This window comes from Lysobacter sp. TY2-98 (assembly GCF_003367355.1).
Taxonomy (GTDB): Bacteria; Pseudomonadota; Gammaproteobacteria; order Xanthomonadales; family Xanthomonadaceae; genus Cognatilysobacter.
Window position 1 is genome coordinate 1073430 of sequence record NZ_CP031413.1, and the last position, 26434, is coordinate 1099863.

Annotated in this window: 24 protein-coding genes and 2 tRNA genes; 10 read left to right on the forward strand and 16 right to left on the reverse strand. The window is 66.9% G+C overall.

Annotated features, from left to right (window positions below; all coding sequences use genetic code 11):
* Window positions 1–23 precede the first annotated feature (23 nt).
* The 3 genes from guaB to tadA all read left to right on the forward strand — a co-directional run bounded on the left by guaB (window position 24) and on the right by tadA (window position 3736).
* A complete protein-coding gene (guaB, locus tag DWG18_RS05085; protein ID WP_115646009.1) occupies window positions 24–1481 on the forward strand; it encodes an IMP dehydrogenase in 1458 nt (485 codons plus the stop codon).
* 89 nt (window positions 1482–1570) lie between these two features.
* Window positions 1571–3139 carry a glutamine-hydrolyzing GMP synthase gene (gene guaA, locus DWG18_RS05090; protein WP_115648037.1) on the forward strand — a complete coding sequence of 523 codons (1569 nt, stop codon included), beginning with the start codon at window positions 1571–1573 and terminating at the stop codon, window positions 3137–3139.
* A 111-nt stretch (window positions 3140–3250) separates the two neighbouring features.
* On the forward strand, window positions 3251–3736 hold the full coding sequence (tadA, locus tag DWG18_RS05095; protein WP_115646011.1) for a tRNA adenosine(34) deaminase TadA: 486 nt from the start codon (window positions 3251–3253) through the stop codon (window positions 3734–3736).
* Here tadA and DWG18_RS05100 read toward each other — a convergent pair.
* Window positions 3733–4191, reverse strand: coding sequence for a DUF2721 domain-containing protein (locus tag DWG18_RS05100; protein WP_115648038.1), 459 nt, complete (start codon window positions 4189–4191; stop codon window positions 3733–3735). The genes tadA and DWG18_RS05100 overlap by 4 nt on opposite strands.
* Window positions 4192–4250: 59 nt before the next feature.
* Here DWG18_RS05100 and orn point away from each other — a divergent pair, with 59 nt between their 5' ends.
* Both orn and DWG18_RS05110 read left to right on the forward strand, forming a co-directional pair.
* Complete coding sequence (gene orn / locus DWG18_RS05105) at window positions 4251–4823, forward strand: oligoribonuclease (RefSeq protein ID WP_115648039.1); 573 nt, start codon at window positions 4251–4253, stop codon at window positions 4821–4823.
* Window positions 4824–4880: 57 nt separating this feature from the next.
* Window positions 4881–5495 carry a hypothetical protein gene (locus DWG18_RS05110; protein ID WP_162823716.1) on the forward strand — a complete coding sequence of 205 codons (615 nt, stop codon included), beginning with the start codon at window positions 4881–4883 and terminating at the stop codon, window positions 5493–5495.
* A gap of 41 nt (window positions 5496–5536) precedes the next feature.
* Here the strand turns inward: DWG18_RS05110 and DWG18_RS05115 are convergent.
* The 4 genes from DWG18_RS05115 to DWG18_RS05130 all read right to left on the reverse strand — a co-directional run bounded on the left by DWG18_RS05115 (window position 5537) and on the right by DWG18_RS05130 (window position 7191).
* Window positions 5537–5612: transfer RNA gene (locus tag DWG18_RS05115), tRNA-Glu, on the reverse strand.
* A gap of 43 nt (window positions 5613–5655) precedes the next feature.
* Window positions 5656–5731, reverse strand: a tRNA-Ala gene (locus DWG18_RS05120).
* Window positions 5732–5774: 43 nt separating this feature from the next.
* Window positions 5775–6281 carry a DUF1249 domain-containing protein gene (locus DWG18_RS05125; RefSeq protein WP_115646014.1) on the reverse strand — a complete coding sequence of 169 codons (507 nt, stop codon included), beginning with the start codon at window positions 6279–6281 and terminating at the stop codon, window positions 5775–5777.
* Between the two features lie 88 nt (window positions 6282–6369).
* Entirely contained in the window at window positions 6370–7191 is an 822-nt protein-coding gene (locus tag DWG18_RS05130; protein ID WP_115648040.1) for a pyruvate, water dikinase regulatory protein, read from the reverse strand.
* A gap of 130 nt (window positions 7192–7321) precedes the next feature.
* Between DWG18_RS05130 and ppsA the strand changes: the two genes are divergently transcribed.
* The gene (ppsA, locus tag DWG18_RS05135) at window positions 7322–9697 is read left to right on the forward strand and encodes a phosphoenolpyruvate synthase (RefSeq protein WP_115646016.1); all 2376 of its coding nucleotides are present in this window, start codon (window positions 7322–7324) and stop codon (window positions 9695–9697) included.
* 80 nt (window positions 9698–9777) lie between these two features.
* Here ppsA and DWG18_RS05140 read toward each other — a convergent pair whose 3' ends face one another.
* The 10 genes from DWG18_RS05140 to DWG18_RS05185 form a co-directional block, all read right to left on the reverse strand.
* Window positions 9778–10773 (reverse strand): tetratricopeptide repeat protein, encoded by a 996-nt coding sequence (locus tag DWG18_RS05140; protein WP_115646018.1) that lies wholly within the window; start codon window positions 10771–10773, stop codon window positions 9778–9780.
* Complete coding sequence (locus DWG18_RS05145; RefSeq protein ID WP_115648041.1) at window positions 10770–11183, reverse strand: cytochrome c-type biogenesis protein; 414 nt, start codon at window positions 11181–11183, stop codon at window positions 10770–10772. Before DWG18_RS05145 ends, DWG18_RS05140 begins: the two co-directional genes overlap by 4 nt.
* 25 nt (window positions 11184–11208) lie before the next feature.
* Window positions 11209–11760, reverse strand: coding sequence for a DsbE family thiol:disulfide interchange protein (locus DWG18_RS05150; RefSeq protein WP_115646019.1), 552 nt, complete (start codon window positions 11758–11760; stop codon window positions 11209–11211).
* Window positions 11757–13727 (reverse strand): heme lyase CcmF/NrfE family subunit, encoded by a 1971-nt coding sequence (locus DWG18_RS05155; protein ID WP_115648042.1) that lies wholly within the window; start codon window positions 13725–13727, stop codon window positions 11757–11759. Before DWG18_RS05155 ends, DWG18_RS05150 begins: the two co-directional genes overlap by 4 nt.
* Before the next feature lie 11 nt (window positions 13728–13738).
* Window positions 13739–14239, reverse strand: coding sequence for a cytochrome c maturation protein CcmE (ccmE, locus tag DWG18_RS05160; protein WP_115646021.1), 501 nt, complete (start codon window positions 14237–14239; stop codon window positions 13739–13741).
* Entirely contained in the window at window positions 14236–14406 is a 171-nt protein-coding gene (gene ccmD, locus DWG18_RS05165) for a heme exporter protein CcmD (protein WP_115646023.1), read from the reverse strand. The genes ccmE and ccmD overlap by 4 nt, the downstream gene beginning before the upstream one ends.
* Window positions 14403–15152: a heme ABC transporter permease CcmC gene (ccmC, locus tag DWG18_RS05170; RefSeq protein ID WP_115646025.1), complete on the reverse strand. Its 750-nt coding sequence runs from the start codon at window positions 15150–15152 to the stop codon at window positions 14403–14405. The genes ccmD and ccmC overlap by 4 nt, the downstream gene beginning before the upstream one ends.
* A 90-nt stretch (window positions 15153–15242) precedes the next feature.
* Complete coding sequence (gene ccmB, locus DWG18_RS05175) at window positions 15243–15929, reverse strand: heme exporter protein CcmB (protein WP_115646027.1); 687 nt, start codon at window positions 15927–15929, stop codon at window positions 15243–15245.
* Window positions 15926–16564, reverse strand: a complete 639-nt coding sequence (gene ccmA, locus DWG18_RS05180; protein WP_115646028.1) for a heme ABC exporter ATP-binding protein CcmA — start codon at window positions 16562–16564, stop codon at window positions 15926–15928. Before ccmA ends, ccmB begins: the two co-directional genes overlap by 4 nt.
* Window positions 16565–16596: 32 nt before the next feature.
* A complete protein-coding gene (locus DWG18_RS05185; RefSeq protein ID WP_115646030.1) occupies window positions 16597–17082 on the reverse strand; it encodes a DUF3293 domain-containing protein in 486 nt (161 codons plus the stop codon).
* A 56-nt stretch (window positions 17083–17138) separates the two neighbouring features.
* Here DWG18_RS05185 and DWG18_RS05190 point away from each other — a divergent pair, with 56 nt between their 5' ends.
* Together DWG18_RS05190 and DWG18_RS05195 are read left to right on the forward strand one after the other, a co-directional pair.
* Entirely contained in the window at window positions 17139–18287 is a 1149-nt protein-coding gene (locus DWG18_RS05190) for a pyridoxal phosphate-dependent aminotransferase (RefSeq protein WP_115646032.1), read from the forward strand.
* Between the two features lie 9 nt (window positions 18288–18296).
* Window positions 18297–19127 (forward strand): amidohydrolase, encoded by an 831-nt coding sequence (locus DWG18_RS05195; RefSeq protein WP_240318604.1) that lies wholly within the window; start codon window positions 18297–18299, stop codon window positions 19125–19127.
* Window positions 19128–19140: 13 nt separating this feature from the next.
* On the opposite strand, the gene DWG18_RS05200 is transcribed toward DWG18_RS05195, so the two are convergent.
* A complete protein-coding gene (locus tag DWG18_RS05200) occupies window positions 19141–20544 on the reverse strand; it encodes a GntP family permease (protein WP_115646034.1) in 1404 nt (467 codons plus the stop codon).
* Between the two features lie 166 nt (window positions 20545–20710).
* Here DWG18_RS05200 and DWG18_RS05205 point away from each other — a divergent pair, with 166 nt between their 5' ends.
* Window positions 20711–22948 carry a TonB-dependent receptor gene (locus tag DWG18_RS05205; protein WP_115646036.1) on the forward strand — a complete coding sequence of 746 codons (2238 nt, stop codon included), beginning with the start codon at window positions 20711–20713 and terminating at the stop codon, window positions 22946–22948.
* A gap of 165 nt (window positions 22949–23113) precedes the next feature.
* Window positions 23114–26428, forward strand: a complete 3315-nt coding sequence (locus tag DWG18_RS05210; RefSeq protein ID WP_115646038.1) for a PAS-domain containing protein — start codon at window positions 23114–23116, stop codon at window positions 26426–26428.
* The last annotated feature ends 6 nt before the right edge of the window (window positions 26429–26434 follow it).

Below are 26434 nucleotides of genomic sequence, written 5' to 3' on the forward strand. Positions count from 1 at the left end.
GCTTCATCTTCCCGGGGCCGCCCATGCTGCGCATCCAGGCTGAAGCGCTTACCTTCGACGACGTCTCGCTGGTCCCCGCGCACTCCACGGTCCTGCCGAAGGACGTCTCGCTCGCGACCCGTCTCACCAAAGACCTCACCATCCGCCTGCCGATCCTGTCGGCCGCGATGGACACGGTGTCCGAGGCGCGTCTCGCCATCGCGATGGCGCAGCTCGGCGGCATCTCGATCATCCACAAGAACATGGGTGTCGAGCAGCAGGCCGCGCAGGTCGCGCAGGTCAAGAACTTCGAAGCGGGCGTGATCAAGGAGCCGTTCACCGTCGGCCCGCAGACCACCATCGCCGAAGTGCTCAAGCTGACGCGCGCCCGCAACATCTCCGGCGTCCCGGTGGTGGACGAGAACGGCCAGCTGGTCGGCATCGTCACCAGCCGCGACATGCGTTTCGAGAAGCAGCTCGACGATCCGGTGCGCAACATCATGACGCGCAAGGATCGCCTCGTGACCGTGCGCGAAGGCGCACCGGACGACGAAGTGCTAGGCCTCCTGCACAAGCACCGCATCGAGAAGGTCCTGGTCGTCAACGACGATTTCGCCCTGCGCGGCCTCATCACCGTCAAGGACATCCAGAAGAAGCGCGACAACCCGACCGCGGGTTACGACGCGGCCGGACGGCTGCTCGTCGGTGCCGCGGTTGGCGTCGGCGGTGATACCGAGGCGCGTGTCGAAGCCCTGGTCGCCGCCGGCGTCGACGTCATCATCGTCGACACCGCCCACGGCCATTCGCAGGGCGTGCTCGAGCGTGTGAAGTGGATCAAGCATCGCTATCCGAAGTGCCAGGTCATCGGCGGCAACATCGTCACGGGCGACGCCGCGCTTGCGCTGATGGACCACGGCGCGGACGCGGTGAAGGTCGGCGTCGGTCCCGGTTCGATCTGCACGACACGCATCGTTGCGGGCGTCGGCGTTCCGCAGATCACGGCGGTCGACATGGTCGCCGAGGCGCTGCAGGACCGCATTCCGCTCGTCGCTGACGGCGGCATCCGGTATTCGGGCGACATCGGCAAGGCGATCGTTGCCGGCGCATCGAGCGTGATGATCGGCGGCCTGTTTGCGGGCACCGAGGAATCGCCAGGCGAAACCGAACTGTTCCAGGGTCGCAGCTACAAGAGCTATCGCGGCATGGGCTCGCTCGGTGCGATGGAGAAGGGGTCGAAGGACCGCTATTTCCAGGATGCATCTGACGCCGACAAGCTCGTGCCGGAAGGCATCGAAGGCCGCGTGCCGTACCGCGGCCCGCTGCGCGGCGTCGTGCATCAGCTCGCGGGCGGCCTGCGCGCCACGATGGGCTATGTCGGCTGCGCGACGATCGAAGAGATGCGCAAGAAGCCGAGCTTCGTGCGCGTCACCAGTGCCGGCACGCGCGAGAGCCACGTGCACGACGTGCAGATCACCAAAGAACCGCCGAACTACCGCACGTAGTTCGCCGCTTCACGATGTCGACGGCCGCGACGTCGCGCCGTCGGAACGTTTCAGTCCCGCAGCGCGGGACGCACCGGAAGACCGAGCGCGTGCACGACATCCACAGCGACAAGATCCTGATCCTCGACTTCGGCGCGCAGTACACGCAGCTGATCGCGCGCCGCGTGCGCGAGCTGGGCGTCTACTGCGAGATCTGGGCGTGGGACCACGATCCGGCCGAGATCGCGAGGTTCGCGCCGAAGGGCATCATCCTATCGGGCGGTCCGGAGTCGACGACGCTGCCGGGTGCGCCGCGTGCGCCGCAGGAAGTGTTCGATTCGGGCCTGCCGATCCTCGGCATCTGCTACGGCATGCAGACGATGGCCGTGCAGCTCGGTGGCGCGACGGAAGCCGCCGACGCACGCGAATTCGGTCATGCGACCGTCGAACTGGTTTCGCAGGACTCGCTGTTCGGTGATCTCAAGGACCATCCCGGTGCGCCGCCGCGCTTGGACGTCTGGATGAGCCACGGCGACCACGTGTCGCATGCGCCGCCGGGCTTCGCCGTCACGGCACGCACCGACCGCATCCCCGTCGCAGCAATGGCCAACGAGGAGAAGCGCTGGTACGCGGTGCAGTTCCATCCGGAAGTGACGCACACCAAGTCGGGTCAGGCGCTTCTGCGCCGCTTCGTCGTCGACATCTGCGGCTGCGAAACGCTGTGGACAGCGGCGAACATCATCGAAGACCAGATCGCGCGCGTGCGTGCGCAGGTCGGCGGCGATGAAGTGATTCTCGGTCTGTCCGGCGGTGTCGATTCGTCCGTCGTCGCTGCACTGCTGCATCGTGCGATCGGCGACCAGCTCACCTGCGTGTTCGTCGACACCGGCCTGCTGCGCTTCCAGGAAGGCGATCAGGTGATGGACATGTTCGCCGAGCACATGGGCGTACGCGTGATTCGCGTGAATGCGCGTGACCGCTACTTCGATGCATTGAAGGGCGTCGACGATCCGGAAGCCAAGCGAAAGATCATTGGTCGGTTGTTCGTCGAAATCTTCGACGAGGAATCGCACAAGCTCAGCAACGCAAAGTGGCTGGCGCAGGGCACGATCTATCCGGATGTGATCGAGTCCGCCGGCAGCAAGACCGGCAAGGCGCATGTCATCAAGAGTCATCACAATGTCGGTGGCTTGCCGGAGGAGATGAACCTCGGGCTCGTCGAACCGCTGCGCGAGCTGTTCAAGGACGAAGTGCGTCGCCTCGGTCTCGAGCTCGGCCTGCCACGCACGATGGTGTATCGCCATCCGTTCCCGGGCCCGGGTCTTGGCGTGCGCATCCTGGGCGAGGTCAAGCCGGAATACGCGGAGATTCTCGCGAAGGCCGACCACATCTTCATCGACGAGCTGCGTCGTGCCGACCTGTACGATAAGGTCAGCCAAGCGTTTGCGGTGTTCCTGCCGGTGCGATCGGTCGGCGTCGTCGGCGACGCGCGTGCGTACGAGTGGGTGATTTCGCTGCGCGCGGTCGAGACCATCGACTTCATGACCGCGCACTGGGCGCATCTGCCGCACGAGTTCCTCGGTCACGTGTCGAATCGCATCATCAACGAGGTGCGGGGTGTGTCGCGTGTGGTGTACGACATCAGCGGCAAGCCTCCGGCGACGATCGAGTGGGAATAAACCGCCTGCTTGCGAGCCACTGGCTCGCAGGCGGTTTATTGCCCGGCCGCGAGCGGCCGGGCAGGGCGTTCGCAGGAACCGTCGCGCGATAAGTCGCTTTTGGCCCCACGCATGACCGTCACTCATCTCAACGACGAACACTTCATGCGCGAAGCCCTCGCGCTAGCCGAACACGCGCGCGATACGCACGACGAGATCCCAGTCGGCGCTCTGATAGTCGATGCCAATGGCGCCGTCATCGGCCAAGGCTGGAACCGCAACATCGGCGACAACGATCCCAGCGCGCACGCCGAGATCATCGCGATGCGCGAAGCGGGTCGCGCAGTCGCCAACCACCGCCTGATCGGTTGCACGCTCTACGTCACACTCGAACCCTGCGCGATGTGCGCGATGGCGATGATCCATGCGCGTGTCGCGCGCGTCGTCTTCGGCGCTTTCGATCCCAAGACGGGCGCGGCCGGCAGCGTGTTCGACTTGCTGGCCGACCCGCGCCACAACCATCGTGTCGAGGTGACGGGCGGCGTGCTCGCCGACGACGCCGGCACCATGCTGACGAGCTACTTCCGCGCCAAGCGTGGCAAGAAGGCGTCGCCCTAGCTGCGGTGATGCTGGATCTCGTGATCGAGCTCTTCGTCGAAACTCCGTACCGCCAGGCTGACCTCGCTGCCGAGCAGCAGGCTGGCGCCGAACAGGAACACAACGCCCAGAATCGCGAGCACCGTCGGCATCACGTCGAGGTGGTAGCTCAGGAATGCGTTGATCGCGAGCGTCAGGCTGGTGCCGACGAAGCAGCCGAGTGCGAGGTACAGCATCTGGCAGGCACGCAGCACCAGGTGGGCGCGGCGGCGATGGCGACGGATGCGCAGGTCGCGCGCCGCCGGATCCGGCGCAACGTGGTTCCACTCGACGATCAACCCGCGCAGCCGGTCGACCACGCGCGCCAGTCGGGCATTGGCGGATACCAGCATCGACCCCGTCGCCGTCATCAGCAGGGCAGGGGCGAGCATGGTCGTGAGAATCGCGTAATGGCCGTCGTTGAGGATCGGGTTCATCGCGTCGTGCTCCGGGATCACTGGATTATGATGCGCAAATCACCGCAAGGACCATGCGCATGAGCGACCTCCGCACCCAGGGCCAGCGTCTCATCTGGATCGATCTTGAGATGACCGGCCTCGACACCGACAACGATTCGATCCTCGAGATCGCCACTGTCGTCACCGATGCGGAGCTCAACATCCTCGCGGAGGGCCCAGAGTTCGCGATCGCGCATCCGGTCGAGCGGCTCGAGGCGATGGACGACTGGAATCGCAACCAGCATCGCCGCTCGGGTCTGTGGGATCGCGTAGTGACGCAAGGTGTGTCGATGGCGGAGGCGGAGGCGCGGACGGTCGAATTCCTCGATCAGTGGGTCGCGCCGAATTCCTCGCCGATGTGCGGCAACTCGATCTGCCAGGACCGTCGCTTCCTGCATCGCCTGATGCCGCGTGTGGAGAAGCACTTCCACTACCGCAATCTCGACGTCAGCACGATCAAGGAACTCGCGCGTCGCTGGGCGCCGCAGGTGCTGTCCGGTGTGAACAAGGAATCCGCGCACACGGCGTTGAGCGATACGCGCGATTCCATTGCCGAGCTGCGCCACTACCGCCAGTTCATGGGGCCGTTGGCGGGAACACCGCAGGGCTGATCGCGGGAACGCGCCGCGTCGATCGCGGTCGATGCCTGTCGTGGACGACGACAGGAGTTGCCGGTGGCGCAGGGAAGTCGTGGAAATGCCGACGCTGCGATCGCGCTCGTCGCGACGATCGTCTTGCAGATTGCGCTGGGTTTCGCTGTCTTGCAATTGCGTCCGCAGGTGACAGTCGCGGTCGATGACGATGCGATTCGCATTGAGTTTCTTGCGCGCCCGAAACACCGCGTCGCGCCTGAAGATGCCGTGATCGCCCGGGCGCCGGGTGCATCGGCTGGATCGAAGGTGACGAGGCTGATGGATCGCGTAGCAGTCGGCATAGCGCCGCGCGCCGAAATGGCTGCGCCGGTGCCCGAGCCGCACGCGCTCGATTTGCACGTTCAAGATCCTGCGTCGGCGCCCCGATTCGAACCGCGCGAAGTCTTTGCACGCCGGCCCGCATTGGATGCGCGGGTGACGCGCTTCGAACGTGCGTGGGCGCCGCCGGGCACGGTGCTCGAGCAGGCCCGCTTTCGTTCCAAGGCCCTCGGCGCGGCGCTCGGACTTTTCGGTGGCCCGGCGCGACATTGCACCGAAGTCGAGCGACGCCTGCGCAAGCCCGACTGCCTCGCGTTGCAGGGCGACGCGCTCGAAGACGAGCTCGCGCGCAACGAGGCGATCGCGAAATGAGGGCGAAAAAAAAGACCCGCTTTCGCGGGTCTTTGAAGAGTTGGCGTCCCCACGGGGATTCGAACCCCGGTCGCTACCGTGAAAGGGTAATGTCCTAGGCCTCTAGACGATGGGGACGTCGTGGCAAGTCGGGATGAGGCAACTCGACAAGCCGAAACGTTGGTGGAGCCAGCCGGGATCGAACCGGCGACCTCTACAATGCCATTGTAGCGCTCTCCCAGCTGAGCTATGGCCCCACGCGCTGGAGAGCCGGCATATTAGTGAGCGGCCTTCGCACCGTCAAGCGTCGCCGACGATTTCTTCACGTTCCTCGACCGGGATCGCGCCTTCGAAGCGCAGCGTGCTGGCGCTGTGGCCGCGCTCGTCGAGGTACTGCAGCCACTTGCCGAGGAAGGTATTCATCCGCATGCGATGGCCGAGCAGCCGCTCGGGCGTCGGATTGAGGCCGATCACGTCCTGCCAGCGACGCCCGACATAGCAGTGCGTGGCCTCGGCCTGGCATGCATCGTGATACAGGCGCACATAGGCGGATGGATCAGATTCGCCGGTCACCGGGTCGCGCATCGCGTAGGTGAGGCGGACTTCCGTCGTGTACGGATGTTGGCCGATGACGTCGATGCGCAGCGGTACGCCGTCGCCGATGTCCGAGATCCAGCGGCCCTCGCTCAGGCGGCGAATATCGAAAAGCCGCCCCAGGCGGCCGTGGTTTTCGGCGTACAGCGCCATCAGCCAGGCGAAGCGGCTGAGGCGCGGAATGAGCTTCTTACGGGCGACCAGTTGGGACATGGACCGACTCTACACGCCGGTCGTCCCCGAAAGTGCGACGAAAAGCCGGCTCCGTTCAGGCGCGGTCACGCCAGCCCGTGGACCGCGGCTAGAACATCTCGCGCTGCAGATTGAGGGTGGTCAGCACCTTGCTCGCGATCTCCTCGATCGACGTGTGCGTCGTGCTGAGCGTCTCGATGCGCTCGGCGCGGAACATCGCTTCCGCCGCAGACACCTCGCGGCGACACGTCTCCAGCTGTGCATAACGCGAATTCGGCCGGCGTTCCTGGCGGATCTGCTGCAGACGCGCGGGATCGATCGTCAGGCCGAACAGCTTGTGGCGGTACGGGCGCAGGCGCGGCGGCAGGCGATCGTGCTCGAGATCTTCTTCAGTCAGCGGATAGTTCGCCGCGCGCACGCCGTAGTGCAGGGCGAGGTAGATGCAGGTCGGCGTCTTGCCGGCGCGTGACACCGCGACGAGCACCAGGTCCGCCTCGGAATAGTCGAGGCTCTGACCGTCGTCGTGCGTCAGTGTGAAATTGATGGCATCGATGCGGCGGTGGTACTTCTCGAAGTCCACCATTCCGTGTGCGCGGCCGACGTGACGCTGGCGCGTCTGCCCGAGTTCGCGCTCCAGCGGCTCGATGAAGGGCGCGAACACGTCGAGCATGAGTGCGCCGCTCTCGACCAGCGCGGCGCTGACTTCGGGGTCGACACAGGAATTGATGACGATGGGGCGCACGCCGAAGCGCTCGCCGGCGTCGCGAATGCGGGCGACGACGTCCTGCGCGCGCTCGAGCGAATCCACGAACGAAATGCGCGTGGTGTCGAAGCGGGTTTCGGTGAACTGGGTGAGGACACTGTGGCCGATCGTCTCGGCGGTGATCCCGGTGCCGTCGGAGACGTAGAAGACGGGACGCACATCGCTCATCGAATGCTCGCTCGGTCGCTGGCGGAACAGGAAAAACCCCGGCAAATCAAGCTTGTATGCGCGGGTCGCAGGGGCGATCATATCCGGATTCGGCCGGCGATCGCGCCCGCAAACCCCCTCGGAGACGGTCTTGAACGAGAACATCCTCTGGTTGAACGCGCTTCGCCTGACGGACCTGGCGCGCGTCGGCGGCAAGAACTCCTCGCTGGGCGAGATGATCGGCAACCTCGCGAACCTCGGTGTCTCGGTCCCGGGCGGTTTCGCGACGACCGCGGAAGCGTTCAAGGCGTTCATCGCGCACAACGATCTGCACCAGCGCATCTTCGATCGCCTCGCGACGCTCGACGTCGAGGACGTGCCGGCGCTGACGGCAGCCGGTGGCGAGATCCGCAGCTGGGTCATCGACGCGCCGCTGCAGCCCGATCTCGATTGCGACATCCGCGAGGCGTATCGCAAGCTCAGTGCGGAGAATGGTGGCGGTGATGTTGCGGTGGCCGTGCGTTCGTCGGCGACCGCGGAAGACCTGCCCGATGCGAGCTTCGCCGGGCAGCAGGAAACCTTCCTCAATGTCACTGGCGAGGACGACGTCGTCCACAAGGTGAAGGAAGTTTTCGCGAGCCTCTACAACGACCGCGCCATTGCGTATCGCGTGCACCACGGCTTCAAGCACGAGGACGTCTTCCTCTCCGCCGGCGTGCAGCTGATGGTGCGTTCGGACGTCGGTTCGTCCGGTGTGTTGTTCACGCTCGACACCGAATCCGGTTTCCGCGACGTCGTGTTCGTGACCGCGAGCTACGGCCTTGGCGAGATGGTCGTGCAGGGCGCGGTCAATCCCGACGAGTTCTACGTCTACAAGCCGACGTTGCGCGACGGCAAGAAGGCGATCCTGCGTCGCACGCTCGGCGCGAAGCAGCTGCGCATGGTCTATTCCGACGTGCCCGGTGAGCGCGTGCGCACCGAGCCGACACCGGATGAGCTGCGCAACACGTTCTGCATCTCCGACGAGGACGTGCAGGAGCTGTCGAAGCAGGCGCTCGTCATCGAACAGCACTACGGCCGCCCGATGGACATCGAGTGGGCGAAGGATGGCGTGAGCGGCAAGCTCTTCATCGTGCAGGCGCGACCGGAAACGGTGAAGTCGCGTGCCCATGCCACGCAGATCGAGCGCTACCAGCTGATGCAGCGTGGCAAGGTGATCTGCGAAGGCCGTGCGATCGGCCAGAAGATCGGCACGGGCATCGCCCGCGTCGTGCGTTCGCTCGACGACATGAGCCGCGTGCAGCCGGGCGATGTGCTCGTCGCCGACATGACCGACCCCGACTGGGAGCCGGTGATGAAGCGCTCCGCGGCGATCGTCACCAATCGCGGTGGCCGCACCTGCCATGCCGCGATCATCGCGCGCGAGCTCGGCGTGCCGGCGGTCGTCGGTACGGGCAACGCGCTCGAAACGATCCAGGACGGCCAGCAGGTCACGATCAGCTGCGCCGAGGGCGACACCGGTTTCATCTACGAAGGCGAGCTGCCGTTCGATCGAAACGTGGCCGACCTCGAGCACATGCCGCCGGCGCCGCTCAAGGTGATGATGAACGTGGCGAATCCGGAGCGTGCATTCGACTTCGCGATGCTGCCGAATGCGGGTATCGGCCTTGCGCGCCTGGAAATGATCATTGCCAGCCATATCGGCGTCCACCCGAAGGCGCTGCTGGAATACAGCCGCCAGGACGCGGAGACCAAGAAGAAGATCGACACCAAGATCGCGGGCTACGCGAGCCCGGTCGATTTCTACGTCGATCGTCTCGCCGAAGGCATTGCGACCATCACCGCGTCGGTCGCACCGAATCCGGTGATCGTGCGTCTGTCCGACTTCAAGTCGAACGAGTACGCCAACCTCATCGGCGGCGCGCGCTACGAGCCGCATGAAGAGAACCCGATGATCGGCTTCCGCGGCGCGAGCCGTTACGTCGATCCGTCGTTCGCCGAAGCCTTCGCGCTCGAGTGCCGCGCGGTGCTGAAGGTTCGCAATGAGATGGGCCTGAAGAACTGCTGGGTCATGATCCCGTTCGTTCGTACGCTCGACGAAGGCCGCAAGGTCGTCGAGGTGCTGCGTACCAACGGTCTCGTGCAGGGCGAGGACGGGCTCAAGATCATCATGATGTGCGAGGTGCCATCCAACGCGCTGCTGGCCGAGGAATTCCTCGAAATCTTCGACGGTTTCTCGATCGGTTCGAACGACCTGACGCAGCTGACGCTGGGCCTCGATCGCGATTCGGGAATCGTCGCGCACCTGTTCGACGAGCGCGATCCCGCGGTCAAGAAGCTGCTGTCGATGGCGATACAGGCGGCGCGCGCGAAGGGCAAGTACGTCGGCATCTGCGGCCAGGGCCCGAGCGATCACCCGGACCTTGCACAGTGGTTGATGGAGCAGGGCATCGAGTCGGTGTCGCTGAATCCGGACACGGTGGTCGACACGTGGTTGCGGCTCGCGAAGGCGAAGGCCGCGACGTAAGTAGGACGTCTGTCGACGTCTAGAAAAAAGCCCCGCTTCGGCGGGGCTTTTTCGTTGTGGCGTGGACCGCGAGACGGTGATCAGCGCGTGTGATCGATCGTCAGCTCGGTCTTCGCGTCGGAAGCGACCTTGACGGCGGACGATTCGAGATCGCCTGCCTGGGCATTCGCGATGCCGGTGCGTGATACGCGCGCGATCACTTCGACCTGAGGCAGCTGCGAGAGACGACGCGTCGGCATCGGGCTGTCGGCATCGGTGAGCGCGACGGTCGCGGGAAGGTCCGACAGGGCGATGCGCTTTGCGGCGACCGGCATCGGCATGCCGCCGGGTTCGCGCGCGATCACGAACACTGCGGCGTCCTTCGGTAGGCCGGGGCGCAGGCCGGGTGCGATGTCGACGCGCACGGTCAGCGCGCGTGTCTTCGGCAGTGCGGAGTCCGGCAGCGGTGGCAGACCGGCGTCGCGACGTGCGTCGTCGATCTGCGTGCGCAACGCGGAGGCCGTGGCGGGATCGACGTTGGCGAGCAGCGACTCCCATGTCGTTGCGGCGTCCGCCGCCTTGCCCGCCTGACGCTGGGCGACGCCGAGGAACCAGCGCGAGCGCTGGTGCGCGGGCTGGATCTCGAGTGCGTGGTGCAGCATCGCGATCGCCTCGTCGTCGAAGCGACGGCCGGGTGCCGCAATGGCGCGCGCTTCGGCCGCTTGTGCGAGCAGGTCCGGATCGTCCGGCGCGTAACGCAGCGCTTGACCGTACACACGCGCGACGTCGGCCGGGCGGCCTTCGGCGCGATAGGCATCGGCCAGCAAACGCCAACCGTCGGCCTGCGCAGGCTTGCGTGCGAGTTCGGCTTCGAGCCGTTCGACCGCCGAGGCCAGCGTGTCGACCGGCTTGAGCTTGGCGGGATCGAGCGCGGCCGGCGTGCCCACGAGGAGATACATCGCAGACACCGCGACCAGGGCTGCGCCCGCGACCACGCCGCCGACCGCCGGACGTCGACGTATCAATGGCCCGAACGCGAGAACCAGTACGGCGAGGCCGAGCGCGAGCGCTGCGGCGATGAAGCTGTTCGGAATCACCAGTCACCACCGTCGTCGTTTGCGACCGGGACGTCCGCACGATTACGCGAGCGATCACGCACCACGCGCCAGACGACGGCACCACCGGTGAGCAGCACGAGCACGGGGCCGAACCACAGCAGCCACGTGGACGGCTCGACCTCCGGCTTGTACAGGACGAACTCGCCGTAACGATCGACGAGGAAACGCCGGATCTCGTCGTCGCTGCGACCTTCGCGCATGAGTTGGAGGATTTCGCGGCGCAGATCGATCGCGATCAGCGCTTCCGAATCGGCGATCGACTGGTTCTGGCACATCACGCAGCGAAGCTGGTGCGTGAGATCGCGGAAACGCGCTTCCTCCGCGGCGTTGCGGAATTCCAGCGGGCGCCGGTCGGCAACCTGGGCGGACACCGTGCCGATCATCAGCATCGTGGCGAGCAGGGCGAACAGGAGCTTACGCACCACGTTCGGTCTCCAGCGCATGCAGCTTGGGCAGCAACTCGTTCGCGATGATGGCATCGGTCAACGGGCCGACGTGCTTCCAGCGGATGCGACCGGTCGCGTCGATCAGGAAGGTTTCCGGCGCGCCGTAGATGCCGAAGTCGATGGCCGTCGTGCCCGGTTCGTCGGCGATGACCAGCCAGTACGGATTGCCGAACTGTTCGAGCCAGCGCAGTGCGTCCTCGCGGGCGTCCTTGAGGTCGTATCCGACGATGCGCACTCGCTTGGTTTCGGCGAAGCGCGTGATGACCGGATGTTCTTCGCGACACGCCGGGCACCAGCTGCCCCAGACGTTGAGCACGTAGGGTGCGCCGCGCAGATCGGCCGCACGAACCGCGCGCTCGGGCTGGTGCAGCGAGGGCAGCGCGAACTCCGGTGTCGCCTTGCCGATCAGCGGCGACGGGAGGGCTTCGCGATCGGGTTTGCGGCTCTGCCACACGCCGGCGGCGAGCAGCACCGCGAGCAGACCGAAGATCGCGAGCGGAATCCAGCGCGAGCGCGTCACGGTGTTGCTCCGACGGCGATGGTGTCATCCGTCGCGGGCGACTTCGACGTTGCACGCGCGCTGCGGAAGCGACGATCCGTCGCGGCCGCGAAGCCGCCGAGCGCCATCAGTAGCGCACCGCCCCAGATCCAGCGCACGAACGGCTTGACGTGCACGCGCACCGCCCACGAGCCACCGCCGAGCGATTCGCCGAGCGCGACGTAGAGATCACGCGCGACGCCGGGAATGATCGCGGCTTCGGTCATGACCTGGCCACCGCTGGCGTAGCTGCGCTTCTCGGGATGCATGGTGTCGATGACGCGCCCCTTCTCGGACACGATGACCGTGCCGCGATCGGCGATGTAGTTCGGGCCCTGGCGGCGCTCGACGCCGTCGAAACGGAACTCGTAAGCGCCGAGTTCGACGGTCTGTCCCGGCTTCAGCGCGAGTTCGTGCTGCTGCGCCATGCCTTCGACCAGAAGCGCGCCCGCGACGAACAGCGCCAGGCCGGTATGCGCGAGGATCATCCCGACCATCTCGGCCGTGAATCGGCCGCCCGCGTTGCGGACACGTTGCACGACGAAGCGTGCGGTGCCGAATGCGAGCCACACCGCACCGGCGATGCCCAGCGCGCTCTTCCAGCCGCCCTGCGGCATCAGCAGGAACGTGGCGATGCCGCAGATGACGGCCAGCACGGCGAGCGGGATGAGCAGCTTCGCCGGGCGCGACGGCTCCTCACGTTGCCAGCGCGTCAGCGGGCCGAAGGGCAGCAGCGCCGCCAGCAACGCGACCAGCGGAATGAAGAACGACGCGAAGTAGGGTGGGCCGACCGAGATCTTGCCCATGTCCAGCGCGTCGGCGAGCAGCGGATACAGCGTGCCCAGCAACACCATCGCGCAGGACGCGCTGAGCAGCACGTTGTTGACGAGCAGCAGCGTCTCGCGCGAGAACGTCGCGAAGTAGCGCTCCGGCGTCGTGCTGTTCTCCGGTGCCTTCAGTGCGTAGAGCAGCAGCGAACCGCCGATCACGATGCCGAGGAAGATCAGCACGAAGGTGCCGCGCGTCGGGTCCGCGGCGAACGCGTGCACGCTCGTCAGCACGCCCGAGCGTACGAGGAACGTGCCGAGCAGAGACAACGAGAACGCGGCGATCGCGAGCAGCAGCGTCCAGCCGACGAAGCCGCCGCGCTTTTCCGTCACCGCCTGCGAATGGATCAGTGCGGCGCCGGCGAGCCACGGCATGAACGATGCGTTCTCGACCGGATCCCAGAACCACCAGCCGCCCCAGCCGAGTTCGTAGTACGCCCACCACGAGCCGAGCGCGATGCCGACGGTGAGGAATGCCCAGGCGACGTTCGTCCACGGGCGCGTCCAGCGCAGCCAGCGCGTGTCGACGTCACCTTCGAGCAGCGCGGCGATCGCGAACGCGAACGGCACCGAGAAGCCGACATAGCCCGTGTAGAGCATCGGCGGATGCACGATCAGGCCGGGATCCTGCAGCAGCGGATTGAGATCGCGGCCTTCGGCGGCCATGGGCAGCAGGCGCGTGAACGGGTTGCTGGTGAAGATCAGGAAGGCGAGGAAGCCGACCGCGATGATCCCCATCACACCGATGACGCGCGCGACCACGTGACGGGGCAGCGCGTTCGAGAACGTCGCGACCGCGCCGGTCCACAGCGCGAGCACCAGCGCCCACAGCAGCAGCGAGCCTTCGTGCGAGCCCCACACCGCGGAATAGCGATACGCCATCGGCAGCAAGGAATTGCTGTTGTCGGCGACGTACTTCACCGAGAAGTCCTGCGTCACGAACGCGTGCGTCAACACGCCGAACGCGATCGCGATGCAGGCGAGCTGCGCGTAAGCCGCCGGCCGCGCGACGTCCATCCACGCGACGATGCCGCGCTGCGCACCGATCAGCGGCAGCGCGGCCTGCGCGATCGCGATGATGAACGCGAGCAGCAGCGCGAACTGGCCAAGTTCGGGAAGCATGTCGAGACTGCTCACTGCATCGCTTCTGCAGGAGCGCCCTGCGCTGGCGTCGCATCCGCACGGACATCGTGCTTGACATGCGCCTTGCCCATCTTCTCGGCGACTTCCTTCGGCATGTACGTCTCGTCGTGCTTGGCGAGCACTTGTTCGGCGACGAAGCGGTCGCCCTGCATGCGGCCGGTGGCGATCACCGCCTGATCCTCGCGGAACAGGTCGGGCAGGATGCCGGTGTAGACGACGGGCATGATTCGGTCGCCGTCGGTGACGTCGAAATGCGCTTCCATGGAGCCCTGGGCACGCTTGAACGAACCGCGCGCGACCATGCCGCCCAGGCGGAACTTCGCGCTGCCGTCGCGCACTTGCGCACCGGCCTGGCCACCGAGGATTTCGGCAGGCGTGTAGAGGTAGGCGACGTTGCGCTGCAGCGCCATTGCGACGAGCGTGGCCGCGAGGCCGGCGCCGAGCACGAGCGCGACGAGCCACAACAGGCGACGGCGACGGATCGGATTCATTGCGTTTCCACGGAACGGTTCGGACGCGCACGCGCGGCATCGCGTTGTTCGCGCCGGCGTGCGGCGCGCAGGTGACGGACGATCTGGATGCGCGTCGACAGAAAATCCCAGCCCAGCACCACGGCGAACACGGCGTAGGCGGCGGTGACGTAGCCGGCGTAGCTCATCGCGCGCCTCCGGCGGCCTGCGCGACCCAGGATTTGCCGGCCTCGCGGCGCAGGTTGTCGGCGCGTGCGCGCGCAAGCAGTGCGCCGACGAACCAGACGTGCGTGCCGACGACCATCCAGATCAGCGGCGCCATCATCGAGGGGTCCATCGACGACTTGCCGAACAGTCGGATCGTCTGGCCCTGGTGCAGCGAGTTCCACCACACCACGGAGTAATGAATGATCGGCAGCAGCACGACACCGACGATCGCGAGGAACGAGGCGGCGCGCGACGCGATGCGGCGGTCGTCGATCGCGTTGTAGATGCCCATCACGCCGAGGTAGAGGAACAGCAGGATCAGCTCGGTGGTCAGGCGTGGATCCCAGTCCCACCACGTTCCCCACATCGGCTTGCCCCAGATCGAGCCGGTGAGCAGCGTGATCAGCGTGAACGCGGCGCCGATCGGGGCGCAGGCCATCGCGAGGATCTCGCACAGCTTGATGCGCCAGATCAGCGCGATCGCGGCGTAGAACGCCATCGCGGCGAACGCGGCCATCGACATCCAAGCCGAGGGGACGTGGATGTACAGGATGCGGAAGCTGTCGCCCTGCTGGTAATCGGCCGGCACCGTGAACAGCGCGCCGTAGAGGCCGACCAGCATCGTCAGCAGGCCGACGCCATAGGCCCACGGCGCCCAGCGCGCGGCGAAGCGGTCGAAGTAGGGCGGCGAGCCGAGTTGGTGGAACCAGCGAACCAGCGGATTCATGCGGACATCGAGGCAGGCGGATGGCCCGCGTAGGGGGCAGTGTCCCGGGCGGTGGCCAGCGGGCGCTTGATCAGACTCAATTCGAAGGCCTCAGTTCAGCGCGATCCGCAGGGCGGCGGCCGCGGCGAGCGGGGCCAGCAGCAGGCTCGCGACCAGTCCGGCACCGAGCAGCAGCAGTGCCCCGGTCGGGTCGAGACCCTGCGAGGCGACGACGACGCTTCCCGCGCCGAAGACCAGCACCGGCACGTAAAGAGGCAGGGCCAGCAGGGCCACAAGTATACCGGAGCGCTTCATTCCGACGGTCAGCGCGGCGACCACGGCGCCGATCAGACTCAGCAATGGCGTCCCCAGCGCGAGCGACGCCATCAGCACCGGCAGCTCGTCCGCCGGAAGGTGCAGCAGTACACCGAGCAGCGGGGTCGCGACGAGCAGCGGCAGTGTCGTCGTCGCCCAGTGCATGGCGGTCCGGACGAGAACCAGCCACGACAGCGGCACGGGCGCGAGCATCCACTGCTCGAGCGACCCGTCCTCGGCGTCGGAGCGGAACAGGCTGTCCAGCGACAGTTGGCCGGCCAGCAGCACCGCAAGCCACAACACGGCGCTGGCGACCTTGGGCAACAGCTTCTCTTCGGCACCGAGGGCGAGCGCGAACAGGACGACGACCAGCACCGCGAACAGCGCCGGCTGCAGGGCGTCGCTGCGGCGTCGCCACAGCAGGCGGGCGTCGCGGCGGACCAGCGCCGCGGCCGAGGTGGCGAGACCCGGGCCGCGTGTCATGCCGGCCGCCCCAGCTCGAGCAGGCGGGTGCGCACCGGGGGGGCGGCGTAGGCGCCGTGGGTGGTCAGCAGCGATGCGCCGCCATCGTCGAGATGCAGGCGGATCAGCCGGTTCACCAGCTCGATGCCGTCCAGGTCGAGGTTGGCGTAGGGCTCATCGAGTAGCCACAGCGGGCAGGGAGACAGCCAGAGCCGGGCGAGGGCGAGACGTTTGCGCTGGCCAGCCGAGAGTTGGCGCGCCAGCTGGTCCTCGTAGCCGGCGAGGCCGACAAGATCCAACGCGTCTTCGGCGGTCAAACCCGCGCGTCGACCCTGCAGGCCGGCGAGATAGTCCAGGTTTTCCAGCGTCGACAGGTCGCCCTTCAGCCCCGACAGGTGACCGACATAACCGATGACGCCCGCACGTTCGGCGGGCGTCGCGTGGCGTCCGTCGATACGGACCTCGCCGGCGTCAGCGCGCAGGAGACCCGCGAGCACGCGAAGCAGCGTCGTCTTGCCCGCGCCGTTGCCGCCCTGCACGAGCAGCGCCTCGCCGATGTCGACCGAAAGGTCGAGCGGCCCGAAGACGGGCTCGTCGTCGCGGGAGAAGCGCAGGCCGGTGGCGTCGAGCAGCGGCGGTCGGGAGGCGTCGGGCATCGGCGTTCAAGACGGCCGATGGCCGCAGCCGCTCATTCTATCCAGTCGACATGCGGCAGGTCGGCGCCGGGCGGTCGCGGCATCAGCATGTGGAGGCGGACCGGCTCGCCGGCCAGCCAGGCGAGGATGCCGGCCTGGTCGAATTCACGACCGAGCGCGTCGGCCCGGTCGGCGTCGAGTCCCGCGACCAGCCAGCCGGCCTCGCGGTACTCGCCGTCCGGCGCCTGCGCCCACGTGCGGCGTGCGTCAACGCCCAGCGCCGCCAGCCGCGCGGCCAGCGCGTCGTCCGACGCCGCGTTGTCGCGTGTCGGCTGCGATTCGGCGTCCGGATTCCACGCGGTGATAAAGCCGTATGTCGACGCAGGCACGCGTGCTTCCACCTCCGCCGCGAGCTCACCGACGCCGAGCTCGATCGTCGTTTCGCCGAACTCAACGCAGTAGCGCGCCCGCGCGAATGCGCGCGCCAGTTCGATCGGATCGTCCTGTGTCGCGTCCTCGTGCGTCCCGTGATCGCTCATGCCGCCGTCCGCCTCCTTTACGTAAACTCGTGGCCCCTTCGAAAGGCCCCGCGCGAATGACGCCCGAGACCAAGCTGCCCAAGGTCGGTACCACCATTTTCACCGTGATGTCGCAACTGGCCGTCGAGCACGGCGCGGTGAACCTGGGGCAGGGCTTTCCCGATTTCGACGTGCCGGCGCGGCTCGTCGAAGCGCTCGACCGCGCGATGCGCGAAGGGCGCAACCAGTATTCGCCGATGACGGGTGTGCCGCCGCTGCGCGCAGCCATTGCGAACAAGACCGAGCGTTGCTACGGATACCGGCCCGATGCTGACGCGGAAGTGACGGTGACGTCGGGCGCGTCCGAGGCGATCTTCGACGCGGTGCACGCGGTGGTGCGCCCCGGCGACGAAGTGGTCGTGCTGGATCCCTGCTACGACTGCTACGAACCGGCGATCGATCTTGCTGGCGGCGTCGCGGTTCATGTCGCGCTCGATCCCGAAACCTTCGCGCCGAACTGGCCCGCCATCCGCGCTGCGGTGACGCCGCGCACGCGCATGATCATGATCAACTCACCGCACAACCCCTCGGGTGCGATGTGGTCGGCGGACGACATGCAGCAGCTGATCGCGCTGCTCGACCGAACGTCAATCTACCTGCTGTCGGACGAGGTCTACGAGCACATCATCTTCGACGGACGTCGCCACGAATCGGCGCTGCGCTATCCGGAACTGCGTTCGCGCGCGTTCGTCATTTCGAGCTTCGGCAAGACCTATCACTGCACCGGCTGGAAGATCGGGTACTGCATCGCCCCGCCAGCGCTGTCGGTCGAGTTCCGCAAGGTCCACCAGTACAACACCTTCTGCACGTTCACCCCGGCGCAGTTCGCGTTCGCGGAGATGATCGAGGCGGAGCCCGAACACTACGAGCAGCTCGGCGCGTTCTACGAGACGAAGCGCGACCGCTTCCGCGCGCAGCTGCTGACGACGAAGCTGCGCCCGCTCCCGGTTCCGGGCGGCTACTTCCAGCTCGTCGACTATTCGGCCGTGAGCGATCTGCCGGACGCCGAATTCTGCCGCTGGCTGACCATCGAGAAAGGCGTCGTCGCGATTCCGCTGTCGCCGTTCTACGGTACGCCACCCGCGGGCCAGCGCCTCGCGCGCCTGTGCTTCGCGAAGAACGAATCGACGCTCGATGCGGCGATCGAACGCCTGCAGAAGCTCTGAGGCCCGCGCATGCATCCGCATCATCCCGACGATCGCGAAATGGCCACGGCGCTGCGCGTGAGCCTCGTGCAGGGCGACACCCGCTGGCACGATCCCGAAGCGAACCGCACGTACTACGGAGAACTGATTCGCGCCCTGCGTGGCACCACCGATCTCGTTGTGCTGCCGGAAACCTTCACCAGCGGCTTCTCCAACGACGCCATCGACCGCGCCGAAACCATGGACGGCCCGACCGTGCAGTGGATGCGCGACTGGGCGAGGAAACTCGACGCGGCGGTCACCGGCAGCGTGCAGCTGAGAACGGAAGGCGGCGTCAGCAATCGCCTGCTGTTCGTGACGCCCGATGGCAGCGTGCAGTACTACGACAAGCGTCACCTGTTCCGCTACGCGGGCGAACACGAGCGTTACGCCGCGGGGCGCGATCGGCTGGTGCTCGAGTGGCGCGGCTGGCGCATCTGCCCGCTGGTCTGCTACGACCTGCGCTTCCCGGTGTTCTCGCGAAATCGCTTCGATGTCGAGCGTGCGAACGATCTCGACTACGACCTGTTGCTCTACGTCGCCAACTGGCCGGGCGTGCGCGGGCATGCCTGGCGCACGTTGCTGCTCGCGCGTGCGATGGAGAACCTGTGCTACGTCGCGGCGGTGAATCGCGTCGGTACCGACGGCAACGGGCTGACCTACGCGGGCGACAGTGCGGTGATCGATTTCCTCGGCAACCCGCTCAGCGAATGCGCGGACCAGGAAGTCGTCGTCACCACCACGCTGCTACGCCACGAACTGCAGGCTTACCGCAAGCGCTTCCCGGCGATGCTCGACGCCGACCGCTTCGAACTGAAGTGAAACGCCGCCGGCCTCAGACGAGGCCGGTGAGGTAGTAGAGCGCGATTACGACCAGCACCGCGGCCGTCTTGATCAACGTGACCGCGAAGATGTCGCGATACGCCTGACGGTGCGTCAGGCCGGTCACTGCGAGCACCGTGATCACGGCGCCGTTGTGCGGCAGCGTGTCCATGCCGCCCGATGCCATCGCCGCGACGCGATGCAGCACGTCCATGGGAATGCCTGCGGCCTGTGCCTGCGCCATGAACTGCTGCGCCATCGCCGCCAGCGCGATGCCCATGCCGCCCGAGGCCGAGCCGGTGATGCCGGCGAGCGATGTCACCGTCACCGCCGTGTTGAGCAGCGGATTCGGGATCGACGACAGCGCGTTCGAGACGACGAGGAAGCCCGGCAGCGCGGCGATCACCGCACCGAAACCGTATTCCGACGCGGTGTTCATCGACGCCAGCAATGCGCCGCCGATCGCGGCCTTGCTGCCTTCGACGAAACGCGACGTCACCGGCTTCCATGCGAGCACGAGCACGCTGGCGATGCCGATCAGCAACGCGCCCTCGACCGCCCACACGCCGGCGACCTTCGCGGTTTCCTGCACGACGGGTGCGGCGTCGCCAATCACCGCCGGATCGAAACTCGTCGACTTGCCGTAGAAGTCCGGAATCCACGCGGTGAACAGGCGGTTCGAAACGCCGACCAGAATCAGCGGCAACAGCGCGATCCACGCACTCGCCAGGCGATCGCCCTCGAAGCGCACGGGCTCGTTCACGAGCGTTGCGGCATCGCCGTAGCCTTCGCCTGTGGCCGCCGCCTTGCGACGCCGCGACTCGAGGTAGAGCAGTCCCACGACAAGGATGAACACGCCGCCAAGCGAGCCGAGGACCGGTGCCGCCCACGCGGTCGTGCCGAAGAACGTCGTCGGAATGATGTTCTGGATCTGCGGCGTACCGGGCAGGGCATCCATGGTGAAAGTGAACGCGCCGAGCGCGATCGTGCCGGGAATCAGGCGCTTCGGGATGTCGCTCTGGCGGAACAGCTCCGCCGCGAACGGATACACCGCGAACACCGCGACGAACAGCGACACGCCGCCATAGGTGAGCAATGCGCAGACCAGCACGATCGACAGGATCGCGCGCTTCGCGCCGACGACGCGGATCGTCGCGGCGACGATGGCACGCGAGAAACCCGACAGCTCGATCAGCTTCCCGAACACCGCGCCCAGCAGGAACACGGGGAAGTAGAGCTTGAGGAAGCTCACCATCTTGTCCATGAACAGGCCGGTGAACATCGGCGGCACGAGCGACGGATCGGTGAGCAGCACCGCGCCGAGCGCGGCGACGGGGGCGAACAGGATTACCGAGTGGCCGCGGTAGGCCACGAACATCAGGAAGGCCAGCGCGGCCAACACGATCAGGAAGGCCATTGCGGCTCTCGTCCCCAGGATGCGCGCCAGTATCCGGAGCGTCGGCGACGCCGGCATTGTCCGAACGTACAACTCCCCGTCGCAGTGGACGCCGACTACCGTGCACGGCATCACGGCGCGGTCCGCCGCGCGATCACGCCATCCGGTCACTGGGGAGAGTCCTTCGATGCGCCGCAAGAACGTCAGCCGTAGCCACCTCTGTCTCGCCATCGCCTGTGCGCTGCTCGCGCCGGCCGCGTGGGCGCAGGACACGACGTCCAGCACGACCAACGACAAGAACGACCCGACCGCCGAGCGCAAGCTCGACCAGATCACTGTAACCGCGCGTAAGCGCGAGGAGACGCTGCAGGAAGTGCCGGTCGCGGTCACTGCGTTCACGCCGGAAGCGCTCGACAAGCTCAACGTGCGCGACCTCGGCGACCTCGACGCGCAGGTTCCCAACCTGACGATCTACGCCGCCCGCGGCTCGACCAGCACCGTCACCGCCTATATCCGCGGCGTCGGCCAGGCCGACCCGCTGTGGGGCGTCGATCCGGGCGTCGGCATCTACCTCGACGACGTCTACATGGCGCGTCCGCAGGGTGCGCTGCTCGACGTGTTCGACGTCGACCGCATCGAAGTGCTGCGCGGCCCGCAGGGCACGCTGTACGGCAAGAACACGATCGGCGGTGCGATCAAGTACATCTCGAAGGGCTTGCCCAAGCAGCTGGACGGCTTCGGTTCGATCACGGTGGGCAACTACAACCAGCTCGACGTAAAGGCCGGTGTCGGCGGACCGCTGTTCGGCGAGGACAGCGGCCTGCGCGGTCGCGTGTCGGTCGCCAGCATGAATCGCGACGGCTTCGGCACCAACCTCAATTCGGGCCAGGACGTCAGCGACAAGGAGATCAACGCGCTGCGCGCCGAGCTGGGCGCGTTTGCGGGTGACAACTTCGACGTGCGCTTCGCGTTCGACTGGATGGATGACCAGTCCGGCGTGCGTGGCGCGAAGATGCTCGCGACGAATCCGCTCGCACCGACCACGCCGCCGCTCAACGATCGCTACGACATCCGCAGCGGCATGGGCAACGTCAACGACACGAACATGAAGGGTCTGTCGGCGACGGTGAACTGGAAGCTCAACGACGACTTCGCGCTGAAGTACGTCGTCGCCAAGCGGGAGTCCGACACCGACACCAACATCGATTTCGACACGCTGCCGCAGCCGTTCGTCGACGTGCACGCCACGTATTTCGACAACCAGTTCAGCAGCGAGCTGCAGCTGAATTACGACGCCGGCAAGCGCAGCCGCGGCGTCATGGGCCTGTACTGGTTCAACGGCGACGCCGGCGGCCAGGTGCTCAATCACTTCTACAACCCGCTCGTCGCCACGTCGCTGACCAATCCGCTGTTCGGCGACACGCAGGGTTACGTCAACACCAAGTCGTTCGCAGCCTACGCCGACTGGACCTTCGACCTGACCAACGAGCTCAAGCTCGATGTCGGCGCGCGCTACACCGACGAAGACAAGCACGCCGTCGCGCTCAACCGCTTCTACACCAACGGCAGCTACACCACGTCGTGGGGCACCGCGGCGAACTTCAACAAGACGGTCAACTTCAAAAACGTCTCGCCGAAGGTCTCGCTCGACTACCAGCTCACGCCGGGCGTGATGATCTACGGCCTGGCGTCGCGCGGCTTCAAGTCGGGCGGTTACAACATCCGCGCCAACACCACGGCAGTGCCGCGTTCGGGCGAGCCGTTCCAGGACGAATCGGTGGACAGCCTGGAGCTCGGCAGCAAGATGGCGCTGCTGGACGACACGCTGTTCCTCAACCTCGCGTACTTCCACAACAACTACAAGGACATCCAGCTCTCGGTCTTCACGTCCTACACGCTGCCGAACGGCAGCCAGAGCTTCTTCGGCGACTTCACCAACGCCGGCAAGGGCACGATCCAGGGTGTGGAAGTCGAGTACCAGTGGCTGCCGACGCAGCACTGGGCGATCAGCGGCAACCTCGCCTGGCTGGACGCGAAGTACGACGAGTTCATCACCGCGGGCGTCAACGTCGCCGACTCGCAGAAGTTCACCAACGCGCCTGATTTTTCCGGTGCGATCAACGTGGAGTGGCGCACGCCGCTCGCCAACGGCGGGGACATCTCGGCGCGCGTGGGCTACGCGTACCAGACAGATGTGTGGCCGACCACGGACCTCAGCCCGGCGATCCACCAGCCGGCCTACGGCCTGGTCAGCGCGGGCGTGATCTGGAAGATGAACGACGCGTGGTCGCTGTCGCTGCAGGGCTCGAACCTGACCGACACCGAGTACCGCACCACGGGCTACAACATCGCCGCGTATGGCGTCCTCACGGGCTTCTACGGGGCGCCGCGCCAGTATTCGCTCACTGCGAAGTACGACTTCTGACCGACGCCGAAGGCGGTCGGAGTCTCGACGGCGGGCCCTGTGGTCCGCCGTCGCTTTTTGCGCTCGCCGCGTGCGATGTGCAGCAGTGGCGTCTAAGCTCGCAGGGCAGGGGACGTTCGCCCGCGACGCACAGCCGATCCGCACTTCCATGCCCATGATGCCGCGATGCTGAACCCCGGCATCGTCACCGCCGCGAGCCTCGCCTGGCTCGGCCTGATGTTCTTCGCCGCGCTGCAGGCGGAGCGACGGCCGGCGCTCGCGTCGCGCCACTGGCGCTACGTCTATGCGTTGTCGCTCGCGGTGCACTGCACGTCGTGGACGTTCTACGGCACGGTGACGCAGGCCGCGCGCTATGGATGGCCGGTGCCGCCGACGTTCGTCGGCGCGATCCTGCTGTACGCGATCGGCATCGGCGTCATGCTGCGGCTGGCGCGGCTCGCACGTGACACCAATGCTGCGTCGCTCGCCGATCTCATCGCCACGCGACTCGGCAAGGATGCGTGGCTGGCGGCCACTGTCACGCTGGTCGTCGCGCTCGGCCTCGTGCCGTACATCGCACTCCAGCTGAAAGCGGTGGCGATGAGTTTCTCGACGCTGTCGGTCGGCCACATCGCGAATGGCGGGCCGCCGTGGCGCGACAGCGCACTGTATGTCGCGATCGTGCTCGCGGTGTTCGCGATCCTGTTCGGCGCACGCCACGCGAAGGCGACGGAGCACAACCGCGGCCTCGTGTTCGCGATGGCACTGGAATCCGCGTTCAAGCTGGGCGCGATGCTCGCGGTCGGCGCGTTCGTGCTGTTCGGCGTCGACATGCCGCACGTTCCCGCGCCAACCGCCGCGACCTCGGGCGGCTTCGCGCCGCTCGTCGTGCTCGGCGCGCTCGCGATGTTCATCCTGCCGCACCAGTTCCACGTGGCGGTCGTCGAGTGCCAGGAAGAGCAGCACGTTCGCACCGCGCGCTGGGTGTTCCCGCTGTATCTGCTGCTGATCGCGCTGCCCGTGTTGCCGCTCGCGCGTGCGGGTGCCGCGCTGCTCGGGAATCGCGTGCCGTCGGACCTGTACGTGCTCGCGCTGCCGTTGTCGCAGGGCCATGAAGGGCTTGCGCTGACGGCGTTCCTCGGCGGCCTGAGCGCGGCGACCGGCATGGTCGTGGTCAGCACGCTCAGCCTCAGCCTGATGATCGGCAATCACTGGTTCGCCCCGGGCCTGCTGCGCGGCGCATGGACGCGACGTGGCGATGGCGATCTCAGCGGTCGCGTGCTCGCGCTGCGCCGCGCCGGCATCGTCGTGATCATGCTGCTGGCGTGGGCTTACAGCCGTGTCATCGCCGGCAGTGAAGCGCTGGCGGATGTCGGCGCGGTGTCGTTCTCGGCGCTGGCCACGCTCGCACCGGCGCTCGCATTCGCAGTATGGCGGCCGCAGACGCCGCCCCGCGCGGCGATGGTGGGCATCCTCGTCGGCTTCGCGACGTGGGCCTGGGTACTGGTGGCCCCAACGTTCTTCGAAGCATCGGTGGTCGGGCGCGGTCCGTTCGACATGGCGTGGCTGTCGCCGGACGGCTTCTTCGGATTGACCGGATGGACGCGTCTCGGCCGCGCCGTGGGCGCGAGCCTGTTTCTCGGCACCTGCGCGACGTTGATCGGCGCGGCGTCGTGGACGGGCGCACCGCGCCGTGCCTATCGCGGGCTGGATGCCGCGACATTGCGCGCCGCCGGTCTGCGCTTCCTGCCGCGCGAGCGCGTCGCGCAGTTGCTGCATGGCGTGGGCGCCGGGCCGGTGCCCGCGCCCGTGGAAGAGCGCGTCGAGCGCGAGCTTGCCGGCGTGCTGGGTGCTGCGTCGGCACGCGTACTGCTGGACGCGGTACGGCGCGAATCGCGTGATCTGGAGACGGTCGCGACCATCGTTGGCGAGGCGTCGGCCGACCTGCGCTTCAACCAGCGCGTGCTCGAAGCCGCACTGCAGAACATGAGCCAGGGCATCAGCGTCGTCGACGCGGAGCTGCGGCTCGTCGCATGGAATCGACGTTATGCCGAGCTGTTCGGCTTTCCGGACGAACTGCTGCAGGTCGGTCGGCCGATCGCGGATCTGGCGCGATTCGCGATGCGCGGCATCGGCTACGCAGGTGACGTCGAGCGCGCGCTCGATCGACGTCTTGCGTTCATGCGCGCGGGCACGCTGCATCTTTCGGAACGCGTGCTGCCCGATGGCAGCATCGTCGAGATCCGCGGCAACCCCATGCCGGGCGGCGGCTTCGTCGCGACGTTCACCGACGTCACCGCGTTCCGTCGCGCGGAAGCGGGCCTGCTGCTGGCGAACGAAACGCTGGAACAACGCGTCGTCGAACGTACGACGGAACTGGAAATCGCGACGCACGAAGCCGAGCGCGCGAACCACGCGAAGAGTCGCTTCCTCGCCGCGATCGGCCACGACCTGATGCAACCGTTGCACGCTGCGCAACTGTTCGTCGATGCGCTCGGCGACGACCTCGATGATTCGCGCCAGCGCGGCACGGTGGCGCAGGTGCGCGGTGCGCTGGAATCGACGGTGGAACTGCTGTCGGGGTTGCTCGACATGTCCCGACTCGAAGCGGGTGGACTGGTGCCGCAACCGCGTGCGTTCGCGTTGGCCGATGTGCTGGATCCGCTCGCCTCGGAATTCCAGGCGATCGCCGCGGCGCGCGGCCTGCGCTTCCGCTACGTGCGCAGCGCCGCGTGGGTGAAGACCGATCCGCAGCTGCTCCGCCGCGTGCTGCAGAACTTCCTAGCGAATGCAGTGCGGTACACCGCCGAAGGCGACGTGTTGCTCGGTGCGCGCCGTTACGGCGACGTCTTGCGCATCGAAGTGCACGATACGGGACCGGGCATCGAGGCCTCGCGCCAGCGGGAGATCTTCGAGGAATTCCGTCGTGGCGAGGACGCACCGGGGCAGGGGCTCGGCCTCGGCCTGTTCATCGCCGATCGCATCGCCGCGCTGCTGCAGGCGCCGCTGCAGCTGAGGAGCGCGCCGGGTCGCGGCACGATGTTCGCGATCACGCTCGATGCCACGCCTGTGCCGCAGCGCCCGCCGGTGCCCGCAACGCCGCAGCGCCTGGCCGGGTTGCGCGTGCTGCTGCTCGACAACGATGCAGCGGCCCTCGCCGCTACCCGCGGCCTGCTCGAGCGTTGGGGCTGTGAAGTTGCCGCGGCGCGCGATCGTCGCGAAGCGATCATCGCCTGCGAAGCGATCGATCCCGCCCTGTGGCTGCTCGACTACCACCTCGACGACGGCGACACCGGCCCCGATGTCGCGCGTCTGCTCGAAGGTCGTTTCGGTGCGCGTCCGACGCTCGTAGTCAGTGCGGATGCGAGCGTCGACGTGCGTCGGCGCGTCGAGGACTGCGGCTATCACCTGCTCGCGAAGCCGCTGAAGCCGCTGGCGTTGAAGTCGCTGCTGGATCGTCTGGTCGTCGCGGGCGAACGGCCCGCGGTGTCGATCGACTGAAGCGTC